Source organism: Streptomyces sp. NPDC047886, assembly GCF_043204435.1.
In the GTDB taxonomy this organism is placed as follows: Bacteria; Actinomycetota; Actinomycetes; order Streptomycetales; family Streptomycetaceae; genus Streptomyces.
Window position 1 is genome coordinate 39,230 of record NZ_JBIDCF010000006.1, and the last position, 15,665, is coordinate 54,894.

At 73.7% G+C, this 15,665-nt stretch carries 11 protein-coding genes; 5 read left to right on the top strand and 6 right to left on the bottom strand.

Annotated features, from left to right (window positions below):
• The first annotated feature begins 40 nt into the window (after positions 1-40).
• From ACGF5U_RS20705 to ACGF5U_RS20715, 3 genes are read left to right on the top strand one after another with little or no spacing between them, the layout of a single operon-like run.
• A complete protein-coding gene (locus ACGF5U_RS20705) occupies positions 41-1,516 on the top strand; it encodes a condensation domain-containing protein (protein ID WP_392711366.1) in 1,476 nt (491 codons plus the stop codon).
• Complete coding sequence (locus tag ACGF5U_RS20710; RefSeq protein ID WP_392711367.1) at positions 1,513-3,459, top strand: amino acid adenylation domain-containing protein; 1,947 nt, start codon at positions 1,513-1,515, stop codon at positions 3,457-3,459. Before ACGF5U_RS20705 ends, ACGF5U_RS20710 begins: the two co-directional genes overlap by 4 nt.
• A 30-nt stretch (positions 3,460-3,489) precedes the next feature.
• On the top strand, positions 3,490-4,926 hold the full coding sequence (locus ACGF5U_RS20715) for a hypothetical protein (RefSeq protein ID WP_392711369.1): 1,437 nt from the start codon (positions 3,490-3,492) through the stop codon (positions 4,924-4,926).
• Positions 4,927-5,049: 123 nt separating this feature from the next.
• On the opposite strand, the gene ACGF5U_RS20720 is transcribed toward ACGF5U_RS20715, so the two are convergent.
• The 5 genes from ACGF5U_RS20720 to ACGF5U_RS20740 all read right to left on the bottom strand — a co-directional run bounded on the left by ACGF5U_RS20720 (position 5,050) and on the right by ACGF5U_RS20740 (position 11,818).
• Entirely contained in the window at positions 5,050-5,277 is a 228-nt protein-coding gene (locus ACGF5U_RS20720; protein ID WP_392711371.1) for a hypothetical protein, read from the bottom strand.
• A 139-nt stretch (positions 5,278-5,416) separates the two neighbouring features.
• Positions 5,417-8,356, bottom strand: a complete 2,940-nt coding sequence (locus ACGF5U_RS20725; protein WP_392711373.1) for an NHLP bacteriocin export ABC transporter permease/ATPase subunit — start codon at positions 8,354-8,356, stop codon at positions 5,417-5,419.
• Position 8,357: 1 nt separating this feature from the next.
• The gene (locus ACGF5U_RS20730; RefSeq protein WP_392711375.1) at positions 8,358-10,586 is read right to left on the bottom strand and encodes an NHLP family bacteriocin export ABC transporter peptidase/permease/ATPase subunit; all 2,229 of its coding nucleotides are present in this window, start codon (positions 10,584-10,586) and stop codon (positions 8,358-8,360) included.
• The gene (locus ACGF5U_RS20735; RefSeq protein WP_392711897.1) at positions 10,583-11,389 is read right to left on the bottom strand and encodes an HlyD family efflux transporter periplasmic adaptor subunit; all 807 of its coding nucleotides are present in this window, start codon (positions 11,387-11,389) and stop codon (positions 10,583-10,585) included. Before ACGF5U_RS20735 ends, ACGF5U_RS20730 begins: the two co-directional genes overlap by 4 nt.
• 216 nt (positions 11,390-11,605) lie before the next feature.
• Positions 11,606-11,818: a type A2 lantipeptide gene (locus tag ACGF5U_RS20740; protein WP_392711376.1), complete on the bottom strand. Its 213-nt coding sequence runs from the start codon at positions 11,816-11,818 to the stop codon at positions 11,606-11,608.
• 534 nt (positions 11,819-12,352) lie between these two features.
• On the opposite strand from ACGF5U_RS20740, the gene ACGF5U_RS20745 reads away from it, so the two are divergent.
• Positions 12,353-14,332, top strand: coding sequence for a cellulase family glycosylhydrolase (locus ACGF5U_RS20745; protein ID WP_392711377.1), 1,980 nt, complete (start codon positions 12,353-12,355; stop codon positions 14,330-14,332).
• Positions 14,333-14,380: 48 nt separating this feature from the next.
• Here the strand turns inward: ACGF5U_RS20745 and ACGF5U_RS20750 are convergent, their stop codons facing one another.
• Entirely contained in the window at positions 14,381-14,833 is a 453-nt protein-coding gene (locus tag ACGF5U_RS20750; protein WP_392711378.1) for a hypothetical protein, read from the bottom strand.
• Positions 14,834-15,183: 350 nt separating this feature from the next.
• On the opposite strand from ACGF5U_RS20750, the gene ACGF5U_RS20755 reads away from it, so the two are divergent.
• A complete protein-coding gene (locus ACGF5U_RS20755) occupies positions 15,184-15,663 on the top strand; it encodes a hypothetical protein (protein WP_392711380.1) in 480 nt (159 codons plus the stop codon).
• The last annotated feature ends 2 nt before the right edge of the window (positions 15,664-15,665 follow it).

Here is a 15,665-nt window from a genome sequence, read left to right on the forward strand (position 1 = left end):
CGTGCGGCGCACCCGCCACCGACACCGAAAGGCACGACGGATGTTCGCCCTGTCCCGTTCCCAAGAGATCGTCTGGCTGCACGAGCAGCTGTTCCCCGACAGCCGCGCCTACAACTTCTCCGCCTCGCTCGACCTGCGCGGTCCCCTGGACGAACCCGCGCTGCGGCGGAGCCTGACCGAGGTACTGGCACGCCACGACGGGCTACGGCTCGAACTCGACCCCGACTCCTTCCCGCCGCGCCAGCGGGTGAGCCCCGACTGCGCGCCGCGCTACCGGACCGTCGACCTGAGCGGCGGCGACGACCCCGAGGCGCTGTTCGACCGGCTGTGGCGGCGCCAGCACGACGACCCGTTCGACACCGCGCGGGCACCGATGGTGCGCTGGACCCTGGTCCGGCTGGGTCCCGACCACCACCGGCTGCTGCAGACCGAGCACCACCTGGTCCACGACGGATGGTCGTTCTGCCTGGTGCTGCGCGACCTGTTCACGCTCTACCGGGAGGCGACCCGAGGCATCCCGGCGGACCTGCCGGCCCCGGGCTCGTACGCCGCCCACGTCCGTGCCGAAACCGTCCGCGACGGTGCCGCTCGCGACGGTGCCGCTCGCGACGGTGCCGCCCACCGTGAGGAGGCGCTCGCGTACTGGCGGTCCTCGCTGCGTGACGCGCGCTTCGACCTGCCGCTGCCCGGCCGGGCCGATCCGGACCGCGCGCGCAGGGCACCGGACGGCGCCCAACTGCGGCTGTCCGTGTCGCCCGACCGTGCCGCCCTGCTGCGCACGGTGGCCCGCCGCGACGGTCTCACGCCGTTCAGCGTGCTGTTCACCCTCTTCGCCGAGCTGCTGCGCCGCCTCAGCGGCCGCGGCGACCTGGTGATCGGCAGCGCCGTCGGGAACCGGGCGCCGGGCACCGAGGAGACCGTCGGCATGTTCGTCAACACCATCCCGCTGCGCCTGCGGCTGCGGCCAGGGGACAGCGCGCGGGACGCCGTCGAGGACACCACGGACGTCCTGCTCCGCTCACTGCCCCACCAGCACGTCCCCGTCCAGGACCTCGCCCGGGAGATGGGCGTGCACTCGTCCGGCGGCCTCGACAACCCGCTGTTCCGCGTCATGTTCAGCGCGCACGACGCCCCCCTCCCACGGATCCGGGACCTGGATGTGGAGGTCGCCCTCCACGAGGGGCACAACACCGGGACGTCCCGGTTCGACCTCGACGTGGTCCTCATCCCGGACGCCCGGCGCACCGTCGGCCCGTCGACGGGCGAGGCCGGCATGGTCCTCGTCTGGGACTACGCCGCCGACCTCTGGGACGCCTCGACGATCGACGGCCTGCACACCCGGCTGATGGCCCTCCTCGACGCCTTCCTCGACGCCCCGGACACCCCGCTCGAACGCCTCGTCCCCGAGGCCGACCCGGCCGGTCCGCTCACCCCCCTCACCCCGCACACCCCACTCACCCCGCACACCCCCACCCCCCTCTCCCCGCTCACCGGATCGAACAGAGGACGGTCATGACCCTTCGGGAGCTCACGCTCAGCGTCGCGTACGGCGACGCCACCCCGCCCGCCCCCGCGCGGGGGGCGGGCCCGGTCGAGTGGTTCGCCGACCAGGCCGCCCGGCGGCCGGAGGCACCGGCGGTCGTCCAGGGCGAGGACGTCTGGACCTTCCGCACCCTGGACCTCGCCGCCGAGCGCATGGCGCGGGCGCTGCGCGAACTCGTGGTGCCCGGCGAGATCGTGGGCGTACGGATGGAGCGCTCGGCGCATCTGGTGGCGGTGGTCATCGGCCTGGCCAGAGCGGGAGCGGTGTACCTCCCGCTCGGGGCGCACGCCGGGCGGGGGCGGATCGAAGCGCTCACGGCGGAGGCGGGCGTCCGTCTCGTCGTCACCGACGCGGACCTCGCGCCGCCTGCCGGGTGGGAGCCCGCGCGGCCGGCGCGGCCGCTGCCCGACGCCGTACGCGTCGACCGGCGCCCCACCGGCGACGGCCGTGACGGGGACGGCGCGGACCCCGCCCGGCACCCGGACGCGCGGTACGCGGTGACGACCTCGGGCAGCACCGGCCGGCCCAAGATCGTCCTGGTGGGCGACGAGGCCCTGGGCAACGTCGTGCGCTGGTACTGCGCACGGCACGAACTGGGTCAGGACAGCCGGGTGAGCCTCTTCGTCGGCACCACCTTCGATCCGCACCTCAAGGAGCTGTGGTCCGCCCTGAGTTCCGGGGCCGCCCTGTGCGTCGCCCCCGAGGACACGGCCGGCTCCACGGCGGAACTGTTCCGGTGGTGGCGGGACGCGGGCGTCACCAGCGCGATCCTCCCCACACCGCTCGCGGATCTCGCCTTCGCCGGAGACTGGCCGCGGGGCCTGGCACTACGCCATGTCTCCGTCGGCGGCGACCGGATGCGGGTACGTCCGCAGCCGGACTGCACGGCCACCGTGCACAACATGTACGGGCCGGCCGAGGCCACGGTCGTGACCACCGCCCACCGCGTGTCGCCGGACGGCGAGGGGCCGATCCCCATCGGGAGTCCGGTCGCCGGCGCCGTCGTCCTCGTCACCGACGACGCGGGGCGCGTGCTGCCCCGGGGTCTGCCGGGCGAACTGCGCGTCGGCGGCACCGGCCTGGCCATCGGCTACCTGGACCCCCTGCGCACCGCCGAGCGGTTCGTTCCCGCGCCCGACGAGGCGCCGGGGGTGTCCCGCGTGTACCGGACCGGCGACAAGGCGGTGATGCGCCCCGACGGCACCCTGGAGTTCCTCGGCCGCGTCGACGACCAGGTCAAGGTCAGCGGGGTGCGGGTCGAGCCCGCCGAGGTGGAGAGCGCCCTGGAGGCCCAGCCGGCGGTCCGGCGGGCCGTCGTCGTCCCGGTGCCCGACTCCTTCGGCGGTACGCGGCTCGTCGCGTTCGTCCGTACGGTGCCGGGAGCGGCCGAGGACGCGGGCGCCGTGCTCAGGGCGGCCCACGACCTGCTGCCGCCGCAGGCCGCCCCCGGCGAGGTGCGCTTCGTCGCGGACTTCCCGCTGAACGCCAACGGCAAGACGGACCGGGGGCGTCTCGCCGCCCTCGCGTCCGAGCCGCACCCCGACCCTGCCGATGCCTCCGCCGGCCACGACGCCGCCACCGGAACCGCCGCCCCCGCGCGCCTCGCCGCCGCCCTGCGCGGTGTCCCCGGCGACGAACCGGAACCCGGCCGGCCGTCCCGCGGCTCCGGCTCCGGCTCCGGCACCGAGCGCTTCCTCCTGGACACCTGCCGGAAGCTCCTCGACCGCCCAGGGCTGACGGCCGCCGACAACTTCGTCGCCGCGGGCGGCACGTCCCTCGCCGCCGCCCGGCTGCTCGCCGCGATCGAACAGACCCTCGGTGTCCGCGTCCGGGCCGCCGAGGTGCTGCGCCAGCCCGACCTCAGCTCGCTCGCGGCCCTGCTCGACGGCCGGACCCGCACGCCGTCCGCCCGCTGAGCCGCCCCGCACCCACCCAAGGAGATTCCGATGGACCGCGCCACCCTCACCGCCGCCTACCTCGCCGACGTACGGTCCCGGGGCGCGACCGCGCCCGAACTGCTGGGCCGCCAGGCCGAGTCGAGGCTGGTCACCACACAGTTCGGCAGCGACTTCCTGTCCCGTCCGCTGTTCCTGGGACATGACGAGAAGACCCGCCTCATGGCCGATCTGGAACTGTTCCGCACCGCTCTGCTCAGCCTTCCCCAGCGGCTCTTCGACGGTGACGTGGCCGCCTTCGCCCGTGCCGCCGGGCTGGCCGAGCCGCAGGTCGCCGCCGTGGCGCGCGCCTCCGACGCGTCCGACGCCCCAGGCGCCGCGGTCAGTCGGCTGTCCCGCTTCGACCTGAGCGTCGAGGAGTCCGGCTTCCGGCTCCTTGAGGTGAACATGGGCAGCTCCCTCGGCGGGCTGGCGATCGTGGACATCGCCCGCGCTCAGCTGGAGCACCCGCTGCTCGCCGATTTCGCGGCCCGCCACGGCCTGGGCCACGAGGACACCATCTCGGCGTTCCTCGACACCATGTACGCGGAGACGGGCTTCACGCGGGCCGACGCCCCCGCCGTCGCCGTGATCGACTGGCCGAGCAGCTACCGCGCGCAGATGGCGCCCTTCCTCCACGAGTTCTGCGCGGTGCTGCGGGAGCGCGGAGTGGACGCCACGGCGGGCCACTTCGGTCAGCTCGACGTCGGCGACCGGGACGTCCGGCTCCACGGCCGCAAGGTCGACGTGATCGTGCGGATCTTCATCAGCGAGGACCTCGTGGAGTCGCCGGACGCGGCGGAGCTGATGGCCCCGGTCCTCGACGCGGCGGCCGACGGCCGGGTACGTCTCTTCACACCGCTGGACGCGGAACTGTACGCCAGCAAGGCCGCGCTCGCGATGCTCTCCGACGAGCGGCACCGCTCCCTGTACGACGCCGACGAGCTGGCCGCGCTCGACCGCCTGCTGCCCTGGACGAGGGCGGTGCGCCGGGAGAAGGTCACCCTGGACGACGGCACCCGTGCCGACCTCGTGGACCACGCACTCGCCCACCGCGGCGAGTTCGCGCTCAAGCCGGTCTTCCAGCACGGTGGCGCGGGGGTGCTCCTCGGCTGGGACGACGGTGTGGACGACGCGCGCTGGCGCGGCGCGCTCGAGGCCGCGGTCGACGGACCGTACGTCCTCCAGCGCCGCGTCCGCCCGGTCCAGGAGCTGTTCCCCGACGACTCCGGCGACCTGGTGCCCTGGCGGACCGTCTGGGGAGTGTTCACCTCCGTCCACGGGTTCGCCGGGATCCTCGCCCGCGGGGTCAGGCCGGGATCGGGTACGGACGTGGTCAACGTGGCGAACGGCGCCTCGTCGGGCGTGGGCCTTCACGAACTGGCCCCCGGGGACCGCACCGCCCCCGGCGGCGCACCGGACGGCGAGCGGGTGCGACCGGCACGCTGACCGTCGGCGCTGTCGCGGCTGTCGCCGCTGTCGGCGCTGTCCGCGCCGGGACGCCTCGTGCGCGGCACCGAGCCGCCGAACGCTCGGGCACTCGGCGGCTCGGTGTCCTGGTCGCCCGGGTGGCTACCAGGTGGCGCCCATGGAGGAGCCGTCGGCCGCTCCGCCGCTGGCGATGACCGAGCCGCCGTCCTGCTCCAGGTAGTGGAAGTGCATGGCGCTCCACTCCTTGGCGTGGAAGCTGCCGTGGTCGCAGGCGCAGCCGTCGTCGTTGTTCAGCGCGGCGGCGGGTACGGTTCCGATCGCCATGGCGGCCGTGACGAGGGCCGCGCAGGCAAGGGCCTTCTTGATCATTGTTCCTCCGAGTCACCTGGAGACGCGCCGCCCGGTCCCTCCGGGCGGGTTCGGAGTGAGAGGTTCCCGGTGCTCGGGGTCTCGGAGGCACGCCGGGCGGGAAGCCCACCCTTTCGAGCGGAGCTCACAGCCGGGCGGGTCAGCTCATCTGGCGGCGCACCAATTCATGCAGGTGACCGCCGGGATCGGCGAGGAGGACGGACGGAGGGCCCTGCTCCACGACGCGGCCCGCCGACATGACGATCACCCGGTCGGCGTCCAGAACCGTCGACAGACGGTGGGCGATCACCAGGCGTGTGGCGCTCAGCCGCCGCGTGGACTCGATCACCGTCCGCTGGGTCCGGTTGTCCAGCGCGCTCGTCGCCTCGTCGAGGAAGAGGATCCGGGGGCGCCGGATCAGCGCCTGGGCGATCATCAGACGCTGACGCTGGCCACCGGAGACCGCCCCGCCGCCGGAGACCATCGTGTGCAGGCCCATCGGCATGCGCCGGATGTCCTCCGCGAGCCCGGCCATCTCGACGGCCGCCCACACCTCCTCCTGAGTGAAGGACCCGGCGCCGCGGACGCAGTCCAGGACGGAGCCGGTGAGCGGCTGGGCGTTCTGCAGGACGACCCCGCACTGGCGGCGCACCGCCGCCTGATCCAGCGCGGCCAGGTCCTGACCGTCGTACAGCACACGGCCCGACGCCGGCCGTTCGAAGCCGATGAGGAGGCGCAGCAGGGTCGACTTGCCGCAGCCGCTGGGCCCGACGATCGCCACGAACTCCCCGGCGCGGACCTCGAAGGAGACGTCGTCCAGGATCAGCGGCGTGTCGTCGCCGTAGCGGAACGACACGCCCCGCACCTCGATCGCGCCGGACAGCGGGCCCGGCCTCGTGCCGCCGCCGCGCACCTCCGGCAGCTCCTCCAGGACGGGCTTGAGCTGCTCGTACATCGGCAGCGCGGCGGCGGCCGACACCAGCGCGCCGGTCAGCTGGGTCACCGACGTCAGCAGCATCGTGAGGGAGGCGCTGAACGTCAGGAACGCCGCCGCCGACATCGTGCCGCGCGCCGGGCCCGCCAGCAGCATGAACATGATCAGCGAGCAGAGCGGCAGATGGACCGCGTCGACGACCGTCGTCAGGTTCTTGATCCGGCCCGCCCGCTGGTGCATGTCCCGCGACCGGGCGAACTCCCGCGCCCACGCGGCGTACGCGAAGCTCTCCGCCGCCGCGACCCGCAGCTTCGGCAGCCCCCTGAGGGTCTGGTACGCCTGGTTGTTCAGCTTGTTGGCCAGCGCGACGAGCCGCCGCTGCCAGCGCACCTGCCACAGCCCGAGCGCCAGGAACAGGGCACCGAACACCACCAGCATCGCGATCGCCGCCAGGGCCAGAGGCACGCTGTGGCAGAGCAGCAGGACGACGTTCACGGTGCCGACGGTGCCCGCCTGCACCACCACGGGACCCGTGCCCGACAGCACCCGCCGCACCGCGCTGATCCCCATCGCCGCGCTCGCCAGCTCGCCGGTCGACCGCCCCGTGAAAAACCGCGCCGGCAGCCGGAGCAGCCTGTCCCACACCGCGGGCTGGAGCACGCTCTCCACCCGGCCCTCGATCCGCAGCACCGTCAGGTTCTGCAGCAGCGCGAACGCGGCCGCGACCACGCTCGCCGTCATCACGGCGAGCGCGACCTGGACGATCAAGCTCCGCTCGGCCGCCGGCACGTACACGCCGAGCACCTGCCCCGTGGCCACCGGCACCAGCGCGCCGAGTCCGACCGTCACCAGCCCGGCCAGCGTCAGGTTCCGCAGGTCGCGGCCGCTGCCGCGCAGCCCGAACCGCAGCAGCCGCCACGCCGTCAGCGGCCGGTCCGGGAGCGGCCGGTACAGCATCACGGCCCGGGGCTCCAGCTCCCGCGCGGTCTCCTCGCCGACCCGTAGCCGCAGACCCGACGCCGGGTTCACCGCCTCGTACCGGCCGCGCCGCCACAGCAGCGCCACCGGGGCGCCGGACCGCGCCCAGTGGCCGACCAGCGGCCCGGCGTCGCGGCGCCACCAGCGCCCGTGCAGCCGCACCGCCCGGGTGTGGATCCGCGACACCAGCGCGACGCGTTCGACCGCGTCGGTCCGGTCACCCGCGCCCGTGCCGTCGCCCGTACCGCCGGCGGTCGCGTCGGTGCGCGCGGGTTCCGTGAGGGTGATCCCGGCCGCGTCGGCCACCTGTCGGCACACCGCGAACGCGGCGTCGTCGGAACCGGCCTCCGGGCCGGTTCTGCCGGCCGCCCCGGCCCGTCCCGCACGGCCCCGCCCCGCACGGTCCCGCCCCCCGATGGACGCCAGCAGCGCCTGGTCGGCCCGCTCCCGGACGGCCTCGCCCGCCCTGATGCCCGCGGCCGTGCGGTCCTCGTGCGCGCGCTCCAGCCGGTCGATCCAGCGGTCCACGGCGGACAGCAGCCGGTACTGCTGGTTCACCATGCTCTGCCACAGGCCGCCCTCGACGAGCAGGTCGCCCGCCGCGTCCGCGCTGAACTCGGCGCCGTACCGGACGCTGCCCGGCGGCACCGGCATCCACAGCATGTCGTCGTCGGCGACGGAACCGCCCCCGCCGTCGCTCGCCGACGCGGCCCGGTCGCCGAGCGGCGCCTCGCACAGCACGCCCAGACTGCGCGCCGTGCCGAGCGCGAAGGCGTGCTCCAGCGGCGTCGGCGCCCGGTGGGGATCCGCGTACGGCGGCGCGTACGGATCGGGACCGGGCCAGGGCCCGCCGTACGGATCGGCGGGCGGGGGCTCGTACAGCTCCCGCAGCGCGATCCGGCGCAGCGCGCAGTCCTGGGACGGCCTGCCCAGCAGCGTGTGCCGCGCGCCCGCGACCGGACCGAGCAGCAGACTGCCCGCCTCGAGACGGCCCAGGAAGTGCCAGTGGCCCGCCGCCGACGCGTCCACCGCGAACAGGTCGAGCCCGCCGCCCGTCACGAGCCACAGCACCTGCGGCCCCTCCAGCGGTACGGTCCGCGGTCCCGCGCGGTCGACGGGCGTGCCGAGGCCGCCCAGGGCGTGGATCACCGCGTCGGTCGCGCCCGCGCCTACGAAGGAGGTCGACACGTCAGCGCTCCTCGACCAGCGCGGCGTACGGACCGGCGGCCGCGACCAGCTCCTCGTGCCGGCCGCGCTCCACCACCGAACCGTGGTCGAGGACCACGATCTCGTCGCTGTCCCGGACCGTGCTGAGCCGGTGCGCGATGACGACGCAGGCGCAGCCGCGCCGCCGCAGGTTGTCGATGATGATCTCCTCGGTCCTGGCGTCGAGCGCGCTCGTCACCTCGTCGAGGACGAGGACGCTCGGCCGCCGCACCAGCGCCCTGGCGATCTCCAGCCGCTGCCGCTGCCCGCCCGAGAAGTCGCGGCCGTCCTGTTCGACCCGGCCGTGTATGCCTCCCGGCCGCCGGGCGACGACGTCGTCGTACAGCGCGGCGTCCTTGAGAGCGGCGACGACCGCCTCGTCGGGGATCGACGGGTCCCACAGGGCCACGTTGTCCCGGACCGTCCCCTCGAAGAGGAACACGTCCTGGTCCACGAAGGAGACAGAAGCGGCCAGCGCGCCGCGCGGGATGTCCTCCAGCCGCTGCCCGTCGATCCGGATCGTCCCCTCCCAGGGGGTGTAGAGCCCCGCGATCAGCCGGGACACCGTCGACTTGCCGCTGCCTGACCCGCCGACGAGGGCCACCTGCCGGCCAGGCCCGACGGTCAGCGAGAAGTCCTTCAGCAGCGGCTCGTCCAGCGGGCTGTAGCCGAAGGTGACGCCCTCCAGCTCCACATGGCCCGTGAGCCGGCGGGTGCCGGTGTCACCGGGGCCTCCCCGCCCGCCGCGCCGCGCGTAGAGCGCGTCCGCCGGGAAGTTCTCCACGTCCTTGAGGCGTGCCACGTCGGCCGCGAAGTCCTGGATGCGTCCCGCGATGCCGTTCAGCCGGGTGATGGGCGCGGTGAAGCGGGTCACCAGCGCCTGGAAGGCCACGAGGAGACCGATGGAGACATGGCCGTCGACGGCCCGCAGCCCTCCGATCCAGAGGATCAGCGCGCTGTTGAGCGTCGCGAGGGCGGGTGCCACGACGGCCAGGGCCGCGCTCGGCACGCCCAGCCGCTGCTGCTCCTCCAGGGTGGTGGCGTGCTGACCCGCCCAGCGGCGGAAGAAGCCGTGCTCGCCGCCGGTGGCCTTCATCGTCTCGATCAGCTGGAGCCCGGTGTACGAGGTGGTGGTCAGGCGGGCGCTGTCGGCGCGCAGTTTCCGGGTGTGCGTGGCCCGCAGCCGGATCACGACGCGCATCGCCACCACGTTCAGCAGCGCGATCAGCACACCCACGACGGTGAGCTGGGGGTCGTACGTCCACAGCAGCACCGCGTACAGGACGACGACGACCCCGTCCACGCCCGCGGCGGCCAGGTCGCGGGCCAGGGTCTCGGCGACGGCGTCGTTCGACTGGAGCCGCTGCACGAGGTCGGCGGGGCTGCGCTGGGCGAAGAACGTGACCGGCAGCCGCATCAGGTGCCGCAGGAACCGGGCGCTGCCCAGGGTGGACGCGATGAGGCGCCCGCGCAGCAGGTTGGCCTGCTGGGAGCCGGTGAGGACGGCGGTCAGCGCGACCGTCGCCGCCATCGACGCGAACAGCGGTCCGAGGACGGACGTCTGGTCGCCGATCAGGAACGTGTCGATGTACGTACGGCTCAGCGCGGGCAGCGCCGCGCCGACCGCGACCAGCAGCAGGCTCGCGACCAGTGCGGCCAGCAGGGTTCCGGTCGTCCCGCGCAGCCGCGCCGGCACGGCCCGCATGACCCCGGGCCCGCGGCCGCCCCGGCGGAAGGCGGGGGTGGGTTCGAAGACGAGGGCCACACCGGTGAAGCTCGCGTCGAAGTCCTCGGGGGACACGAACCGGCGGCCCTTGTCCGGGTCGTTGATGTGGACGCCCCGGCGGCCGAACCTGCGGCCCATGCCCTCGTAGACGACGTAGTGGTTGAACTCCCAGAACAGGATGGCGGGGCCCCGCACTCCGGCCAGCGCCCCCGGCTCCATCTGCATGCCCTTGGCCTGGAGGCCGTAACCGCGTGCCGCCTTCAGCAGGTTGCTCGCGCGCGAGCCGTCCCGGGACACCCCGCAGGCGATGCGCAGCTCCTCCAGCGGCACATGGCGGCCGTGGTGGGCGAGCACCATGGCGAGGGCGGCGGCGCCGCACTCCACGGCCTCCATCTGGAGGATCGTGGGGGTGCGCGCGGCCCGTACGCGGCGGACGGCGCGCGTGTTCCGCCGGGATCCCGTGCCGCGCCGGTTCCCGCGCGTCACGGCAGCAGCCAGTCGACCGGGTGCCGCTCAGCCAGGCGGACGGTGCCGGTGGCCAGCGTCATGGAGGGCAGCGGGAACGGGGGGCCGTCCGAGGTGGACCAGGCGTATCCGGTTCTGGTGGCCGTGGACCGTTCGAGCTCCACGAGGACGGCGACGGGCTGTCCCTGCCGGGAGAAGTGCTCGCCGAGCTGGTCGCTGCCGAGGAACACCGCGATCCGCTGCCGGGACTGGGCGGTTCGCGCCACCGCCTTCACGGTGCCGCGCAGCAGGCCGTACTGCTGGGCGGGCACGGACTGGACGGTGAGGTCGACGGGGGCGCCGACGGGGACGGACGAGCCGGCGTCGGCGGGTACGTACAGCACGGCCCGCAGGGGGTGGTCCTCGTCGTCGACGCGCTCCACGGCGGCCAGGTCCGTGCCGGTGGTGACCACGGAGCCGATCGTGGAGACGAGCGCGGTGAGCCGACCGGCGGCGACGGTACGGACGACGGTCTGTCCCCGGGCGGTGCGGACCTCGAAGAGCGGCGCGTCGGCCGGCAGCCGGTGCCCTTCTTCGGCGAGGACGCCGGTGACCTGTCCGGAGACGGGGCTCTGCAGGATGTAGCTGCCCTGGGCGTGGGTGAGGATCCCGGGCGCGGTGAGGGTCGAGGCGACGGTGCCGGTGACCGCCCACACGGCACCGGCGAGCATGGCGAGCATGGTCACGATGAGGACGAGGAGGCCCTGCGGCCGGGCGAAACGGACCGGCAGATCGATTTCCTCGGGCGATTGCAGCTTGGAAAGAGCCTGTTGGCGGAACTGCAACGACACGCTTTCCTCGACTGCTTTTCTCGGAGGACTACGGGAGGGACCGGGAGTACGGGAACCGTCCGGAGTACGGGAACTCTCGGGGGTACGGGAACTCTCCGGAGTACGGGAACTCTCCGGAGTGCGGGACTGCCGGAGTGCGGGAGGTGCGCCGGGCTCGTCGGCACGAGGTGGGGGGATGCCGACGAGCCGTCACCGCGGAGGTGAGACGTCTCAGAGACCGGCGGCGTAGGCCGTGGTGCCCGTGGTGTTGAGGCCGGTCAGCGCGTCGGTGGTGCCGGCCAGGTCGGCCACGGTGCCGGCGACGGGGACGACCGCGTCGACGGCGCCGGCGACGTTGCCGACGAGGCCGCCGAGCAGACCGCCGGAGACGTTGTCGAGGTCGCTGTCGGAGATTTCCTGGGTCTGGATCTGGGGGGCGTTCATGATGTGGGGTTTCCCTTCACACGAATTTCTCGAAATCACTGCGGATGCGAGCCGGAGTACGGCTTCCCGCAGTGCGAAGGATCAAAGCACGCAGGCGCGTTGAACGGCCAATCGAGCGCTCACCGAAGAGGGTGTGCAGCTCCCCGGAATTGCGCCGGTGTGCGGAACCGTCCATAGCGTGGTGGCGGTTTCTTCACGGCGTTTCCTTAACGCTCGCCCGCTGCTCGCGCGCACCGGAGGGGAATCGGACAATCCGTCAGCGGCGGAGGGAGATACCGGTCGACGCGGTGGCGGCCTGCGGGAGGCGATGTGCCGGCTGCGTATTCGCTGTGCAGATCCGCTGAAGGGGTGTGCGACAGGTGCGGCATCGCGCCATAACGGATTTGGCGGTCCGTGGCGGTGAATGGCCCGAATTACCGTGGCGTCGATCGGCTGTGTCGGCGCCGGGCGGTGAGCCCGGTGTGCGGGAGCGGTGTTCACCGGGCACGCCGTGCACACCTTGACAGTCTGACGGTTCGTCAGGAACCTGCTCGCATGGTGACGAAGATGCGCGCCCCCCGGCTCGCCGGTGCCGTCCTGGTCCTCCTGGCCGTGATGGCCGTGATGGCCGCGTCGCCGTCGGCGCTGTCGGTGCCGTCGGCACGGTCGCTGCCGTCCGCGTCGGCGCCGGCGGTACGGCAGCCGTCATCGGACGCCCCGTCCGGATCCCTCTGGTTCGACGAGCCCGCCGCGGCCGTCCTCACCGTCCGGGACGGTCGCTTCGTGGACGGCCTCGGCCGGGAGGCGGTGCTGCGCGGCTACAACGTCTCCGGAGGGACCAAACTCGCGGAGCACGACGGGCTGCCGTTCGCCTCCGTCGCCGACGCCGAGAAGTCGGCGGCCGCCCTGCGCGCCCTCGGCGGCGGCAACACCGTGCGGTTCCTGCTCTCCTGGGCGTACGCCGAACCGGAGCGGGGCCGCGTCGACACCGCGTACCTGGCCGCCGCCACCGCCCAGATGCGGGCGTTCCTGCGGGCCGGCATCCGCGTCTACCCGGACTTCCACCAGGACCTCCACTCGCGGTACCTGTTCCACCGGGACAGCTGGTACACCGGCGACGGAGCGCCCAAGTGGGTGGTCGACGCGGGGGACTACCCGAGGGAGTCGTGCGGCATCTGCCTGTTCTGGGGCCAGAACATCACCCAGAACGAGGCCGTGAAGCGGGCGACGTACGACTTCTGGCACAACCGGGCGGGAGTGCGGGACGCGTTCCTCGACACCGCAGAGGCCACCATGGCGTACCTCGCCGCGCGGCTGACCCCCGCCGAGTTCGCGCGGGTCGCCGGCTTCGATCCGTACAACGAACCCCACGCGGGCCGGTACGACAGCGGGCAGACCGGTCGCACCTGGGAGCGGGACGTGCTGTGGCCGTTCTACGAGGCGTTCCGCGCGCGCATGGACGCGGCCGGGTGGCGCGACAAGCCGGCCTTCGTGGAACCGAACCTCTTCTGGAACGCCAACATCGCCTTCCAGAAGGAGGAGGGCGGCCTGCTCGACGCCGGCGGCGGGCTCGGCCCCCGGTATGTGTTCAACACCCACTTCTACGACCAGAAGGCCATCTCCGGCGTCTTCATGTGGGGGAAGGCCGCCGACGGTCAGTACGCGGGGGACTTCGCCACCGTCCGCGACCGTGCGGCCGGTGCCGGGACGGCGGCCGTCGTCGGCGAGTTCGGCCACCCGCTGAGCGGGACGGTCGCCGACAAGGCGCCGACCGTCCTCAAGGCGATGTACCAGGCGCTGGACTCCCGGCTGCCCGGTGCCCGCTGGTGGTCGCGACCGCAGGCGTCAGGACCCGTCCTGTCGGCGACGCAATGGCAGTGGGACATCCACAACGGGCGCCACCGGGAGCTGATGAACGGCAACCCCGACAAGGTGCTGACCTCGGGCGACGCCTGGAACGACGAGGACCTGTCGGCGGTACGCCTCGACAACGGCGGGAACGCCGTACTGCGCCAGGACGCCCGGCTCCTTGACCGGCTGTACCCCGCCGCGACGGCCGGACGCGCCCTCGCCTTCACGTACGAGGACCGCTCCCGCGACGGGACGACCACACTGACCTGGAACCCGGTCCCACCGTCGCTGCCACGGGTCGCCGAACTCGTCGGGACCGGCCGGTACGGTCTGCTGCTGTGGCGCGGGGACGGTACGGCAGCCCCCACCGACCTGCACCTTCCGGCCTCGTTCGACCCCGCCCGGACCACCGTCGTCTCCGACCTCGGCACGGTCCACGGCCCGCCCCCGTACCCGGCGGGCCTGGACGCGGCCTCCGCGCCGTCCGCCGCCCCGCCGGTCGCCGTCGCGCCCGAACCGGGCGGCACCGGCAGCCGCCGCCTGCTGCTGACCGCGCCGACCGGCGCCCCCGGCACACCGCACGTGGCGCTGGTCACCGAGGGCGCCACCGGCGCGCCGCCCTCCGGCGCGCTGCTCCGGGCCGCGCGGGACGAGTTGACCGCCTGGGCCGCCGCGCACGGCTGAACGGGGCCGGTGGTGGGCTCCCCGCGTGGCCCACCACCCGCACGGGGCTCAGTACCAGGCCGTGGGCGGGGCGATGACGTGGCCGTCGCAGGTGAGCAGCGCCCGCGAGACCCGGCCGTTGAGGTTGTTGCCCATCTTCGTGTAGGCGTAGTTGATGCCGGGGTCCACGGTCTCGGAGACCCAGGCGTCCGCGCGCCAGGCGCCGGAGTTGGACCGCTCCAGCACGGCGGCGCAGTTGGAGCGGGAGTTCTCGATCCTGGCGAACGATCCGCAGCGGTCCGAGTAGAAGTACTTGAGCGCCATCCCCTCGGCGTAGATCGTGTTGCCGATCTGGCGGAATGTGCCCGCGCAGCCGGAGACGGTGGGGTACTGGCCTTCGTAGGCGTAGGCGCCGTAGTTGCCGCCCTGGAAGGACGCGGCCTGGGCGGTGAACGGGGTGAGGGCGACCGCGGTGGCGGCACCGGCCGCGGCGAGCAGGGTCTTGAGGAGTCGGCGAGGCATGAGCCCTCTCTCCAATGTCGTCGGCGTGATGAGGTCGTGCGGGCGGCGGTCCGGCCGTTGCCCGGCCGTCCGTGCCCACACCGACCCTAGGGAACCGAGCCCCGGCCGCGTACCTGACAGATGTCAGGGTCGGAGGCCGGCGACCACCCGCGCGACGCGGGCCCCGGCGGAGGCCCTGTCGACACCGGCACCGGTGAGCGGCGGCCCCTGCCCGCCCTCCACTCCGGCAGGGCGAGCAACCCGGGGGCGGGGGCGACTCCGCGTCGACACCCTGACATTCGTCAGGCACCGCCCCTGCGCCATCCATGGTCCGCTGGTCCCGTCACCGTCACTCGAGGGAAGGAATCGGCATGCGCACCACGCGCATCACGCGTTCGCTCGGCGTCGTCGCCGCGGCCGCCGGACTCCTGTTCAGCACGGCCGGCTCGGCCCAGGCCGCCAGCGCGCCCTACGGGCGCTACGCCTACGAGGGCGTCTACCCCGGATCCACACCCTGCTCCGGACGCTACTACCTGCCCAGCGACGTCCCGGGCGGTGCGACGCGGAGCGTGTCCTACGCGGGCCGCACGGTCACGCTGAAGTACTACTACAACGGCGGTTGCGGCTCGTTCGCCCGGATCGAGAACGCCCCCACCGACTGCGAGGCCTACCTCGACCGCTCCGACGACGGCGGTGCCACCTGGGTGAACGTCTCCGAGCAGGTCGAGTCCGGCCTCAACTACGCCTACACCAAGATGGGCAACAACCTGAACGGCCGCTACTCGCGCGCCGCCCTCGTGTGCGGTCTCGGCAGCACCGGAGTCGTCCTGGCCCGCACCAACTGGTACTGATC